The sequence below is a fragment of the Lentimicrobium sp. S6 genome, assembly GCF_013166635.1.
Classification (GTDB): Bacteria; Bacteroidota; Bacteroidia; order Bacteroidales; family UBA12170; genus UBA12170.
The window spans coordinates 1-3,720 of the sequence record NZ_JABKBZ010000146.1; the positions used below are offsets into that span (position 1 = coordinate 1).

4 protein-coding genes are annotated in these 3,720 nt (G+C 31.6%); 2 read left to right on the forward strand and 2 right to left on the reverse strand.

The window, feature by feature from the left end; translation table 11 throughout:
- Positions 1-70: 70 nt before the first annotated feature.
- Together HNS40_RS21710 and HNS40_RS21715 are read right to left on the reverse strand one after the other, a co-directional pair.
- Positions 71-385 carry a transposase gene (locus HNS40_RS21710; RefSeq protein ID WP_172284815.1) on the reverse strand — a complete coding sequence of 105 codons (315 nt, stop codon included), beginning with the start codon at positions 383-385 and terminating at the stop codon, positions 71-73.
- Between the two features lie 194 nt (positions 386-579).
- Positions 580-1,083, reverse strand: a complete 504-nt coding sequence (locus HNS40_RS21715) for a hypothetical protein (protein ID WP_172284816.1) — start codon at positions 1,081-1,083, stop codon at positions 580-582.
- 267 nt (positions 1,084-1,350) lie between these two features.
- Between HNS40_RS21715 and HNS40_RS21720 the strand changes: the two genes are divergently transcribed.
- The gene (locus HNS40_RS21720) at positions 1,351-1,818 is read left to right on the forward strand and encodes a hypothetical protein (RefSeq protein ID WP_172284817.1); all 468 of its coding nucleotides are present in this window, start codon (positions 1,351-1,353) and stop codon (positions 1,816-1,818) included.
- 871 nt (positions 1,819-2,689) lie between these two features.
- On the forward strand, positions 2,690-3,487 hold the full coding sequence (locus HNS40_RS21725) for a hypothetical protein (RefSeq protein ID WP_172284818.1): 798 nt from the start codon (positions 2,690-2,692) through the stop codon (positions 3,485-3,487).
- Positions 3,488-3,720: the final 233 nt, after the last annotated feature.

Here is a 3,720-nt window from a genome sequence, read left to right on the forward strand (position 1 = left end):
TGATGCTTAGTTATTCCTGATATATCTAAGGCTACATTGCGTATTAATCCTAACCCAATATATTTTCTAGCTAATTCTTTTTTCTCGCCCAGGCATACTTCTTTTTTAGCAGTTCTGTTTTTAAATGACCCTCTAACTCCTTCTCTGCTAAGAGCTTTTTCAATAGCTCATTTTCCTTCTCTAGCCGCTTGATTTCTTTTAGATGTTCAGGGGTCATACCATGACGAAAACCTGCTTCGCCCATACTTTCAAACTTCTTTTTCCAAGAATAATAAGTAGCTGGGTAAATCCCATGTTTCTCTAATGTGATTTTTACTCCTTTTTCTCCTGCTTCTTTTATGAACTGAAGCTTTTCTTCTTTTGTGAATTTTCTTTTCTCTGACATTATCGTACAAATTTACAGATTTATAACTATAATCTTGTCCGATTATTTATGGGGCCAATACAATTGCTCATTTAGATATGGGGATATCCAATGTACTTTGATTTAATTATTTCAGCTGATAGTAATGAGGAAACATAAAAAAAGCTGAGAATCATAAAAGAGAATCTCAGCTTTTAAGTCAATCTATAATAGTCTTAAAATTTTACAACTAAACCAAGACCGTTTGATGTTGTTCCAATATTTAAACTAACATTCTGATTTGAGCATCTGCCCATACCATCTGTAGCTTTTCTGTATTTTGCACCTCCTGAAATCCAGATAGGGGTTCCAACAATGGCTGTAATTATCCCTCCTATTTCCAGCAATCCACCAGTCATCGCTAGGCTTTCATTTTCAAAAGTTTCAGTCTCTTCATCATATCCTGCACTCACCGCCATAACAGCACCAATAAAGAATACACCTAGGCCTCCTAATGTTACTCCCATACCCACTTTTTTCTGTGAGATAGCCTTTTTTTGCGCATTTTCGTAATACTCATAATTGTAGCCATTATAGCTACCTTTTTCATTTTGTTTTTCAAGGATGGGGCTGGTGATTTGTTCTTTAGTATTTGTGTTTTCCTCAGAGGTGCTTGTTTTCTGAGAGAAAGTGAACAAGGAAATGGTCATCAATAATGATAATAGTAATGCTTTTTTCATAGTCTTAATGTTTATTTAATTTAATTAACGGCTAAGATATAAATATTTATGATTTTCAAAAAAATATAACTTGTATAAGGTTGACTGTTGTTTAAATATTTGTCATGTTTATTTTGGGGTATTATATTCTTGCTTAAAACATTGGAGAACGCATTCGTAGTATATAATACTCAAATCTATTTTATATCTTTGGTGGATTAAACTAAACATAATAGCTGAAGAATGACATATTCCAATTAACAATTTACAATAGTGCTAATTTAAATTATGAAAAAAATAATCTTTCTGCTAATAGTATTAAGTACAAGTTGTACTATTCAAAAAAGTAATGAAACTGTGAAATTTGACCCAACAGGTCATAAAGAAAATCAATTTTATATAGATATACCTATAGGTGGAAGATTTGAATTTATTGGAGGAGGGTCAGATTGGACAGCCTATGGAATTAATTATAAAGATTCCTCATTCATTTATTTAACCAATCAAGAGTCTGTGCCATATTATAGTTTAGAAAATTTTGATAGTCATTTGGAGTCAAAATTCCTTCAAGCTACGTGGGCTGATGATACAATTATACAATCTGGAGTGAATGAAAATGATAGATATTGGAAAAACATTAGATATCATGGTATTTCCTTAGGATATAAAAATGTAGAACTAGAGCAAAAGCAAATATATGACCAATCATTAAATACTTTAAGGAGAAAAAAAAGAAATAAATTGGTGTCAGATTGATCAACCCATGGGGAGCCAAAAAAATCAGATTTTAGTATCAAAAATCAAATTATTTTGTAATATCTATTATTCAATTTAATAATTTGCTAAACCTTTTTCCTGATTAATAAGAAGTATTTAAAGTTCAAAATTTGGGATTTGCAAAAGGGTGGATAGCCTTAGTTGAACGTAGTCAAAGTGAAAGTATCGCCTCTCTGTTATTTTAAAAATTAGCTATGCATGAGCTCGCTCGGAAAGTTCTGCTATGCAAAACCTCAGCATGTTTTCCGAGGGCATATAATACTCAAAACTATTTTCATCTTTGACTGATAGCTGTCAAACACAATGGCCAGTTTAGGATTGAATCTTTTTTGTTAATTCTTATTGATGTATACACTCGGATTGCAAATTAGAGCGAGCAAGGGAAACATTTTGATAGCAAATTATTAATTAATACAATGATTTATATTTTTTAGAAAGAATCATATTTTAGTTTGTGTGCTTATAATTATTTATTAGTTTTATATAACGCAACAAAAACCCTTATAAAATGAAAAAATTATTGACTGTTTCCCTTATTTTACTTTTTATGAATTTCTCTTATGCTCAACATCATAACCCTAGTGCTAGAGAGATTGATAATAACTCTAAATCTTTAACTCATAGCATTTTTAAATTTGAAAATAACCAAAATGAACAATATTTAAAAAGTCCATTATCTCAGTATATCAAATCAAGTCATCTACAACATTGTAGGAATTGATTTTGGTCTAGTCAAAATTTAAGCCCACTAAACTGGAGAAATATCTCAGGTACTGGATCTTTTTCGACTTTTAATACAGAAACGGGAGGAGAATCTAGTATCGAACTGGTTATTACTCCCGCTCCAGGAATGAGCGTGGCCCCTTATAATGCAAAAGTAAACCTCAGTACTATTCCTCTACATTTTGAAACTCTAGAGGAAATTAGTGGCAATCTTTTCTATTTTGATGACAATGCTGAGATCCACTTTGTTTTTAAAGGTCTTGAACCTTTTGTTAATTATGATGTTTGGATTTTTGGTGTTAGAGATGGCCATGAAGGGATCAACAAGCATGTTAGTATTAAAGGAGATGGAATGGCGATAAATTTTGATCAATTGGGCATTAGTAGAAATCTTTTAATCAATGATCAGATTGGAGAATCACAAGATTCTTTGAGCGATTATTCAATTTCAGTGCCAGCCTCTACCGATGGTGAAATTTCATTTACAGTAACCACGGGATTTAGCTTATTTGCCGTTGCTGGTTTAGCTATTGATATTAATACTCCGACTGTTCAAACAGATTCAGTACATAGATTATCTGCTACTGCTGGTATTTTCTATGGTAATGTTTTAAATATTGGTGAGCCAAACTTAAGTCAACATGGATTTTGTTGGAATACAACAGGATCTCCAAATTTAAATGATAGTATTACTGAAGGTGGTACTCTTGATGCTTCTGGAAATTACGCTACCACAATTCCTAACCTTATTGAGCATACAACTTATTTTGTTAGATCGTATGCTACAAATAAGACAGGAACTGAATATGGAGATGAAATTGTATATACACATTTGCCTTCTGGTATTCCTTTAAGTAATTACTCCATAGCTTTTACCTTACTCTTATTATCTTTATTTATTGGTTTCCACAGTAAAAAGAAATAAATTTATAAAAGACATTCCATTAAACATGAGTATGGAATGTTTTGTTTTTATATAGATCATGTTATGAAAGTTATTCAATAAGATATGTTACTTTGAAGGTACTGGCGGGTCAAGAACAAAACCTGGGGGGATGAGCTAAAATGTTATACTTTTGAAAAAAAGAATCACATCAATTATGCAAAATGATTTGGCTATTATGAGTTTGTTTTTTCCAGAAGGCATGCTCGACTATT

What these genes read in the sequence shown, in the direction of transcription:
- HNS40_RS21715 (WP_172284816.1), bottom strand. Translation starts at nt 1,083, where the DNA reads ATGAAAAAAGCATTACTATTATCATTATTGATGACCATTTCCTTGTTC.
- HNS40_RS21725 (WP_172284818.1), top strand. Translation starts at nt 2,690, where the DNA reads ATGAGCGTGGCCCCTTATAATGCAAAAGTAAACCTCAGTACTATTCCT.
- HNS40_RS21720 (WP_172284817.1), top strand. Translation starts at nt 1,351, where the DNA reads ATGAAAAAAATAATCTTTCTGCTAATAGTATTAAGTACAAGTTGTACT.
- HNS40_RS21710 (WP_172284815.1), bottom strand. Translation starts at nt 385, where the DNA reads ATGTCAGAGAAAAGAAAATTCACAAAAGAAGAAAAGCTTCAGTTCATA.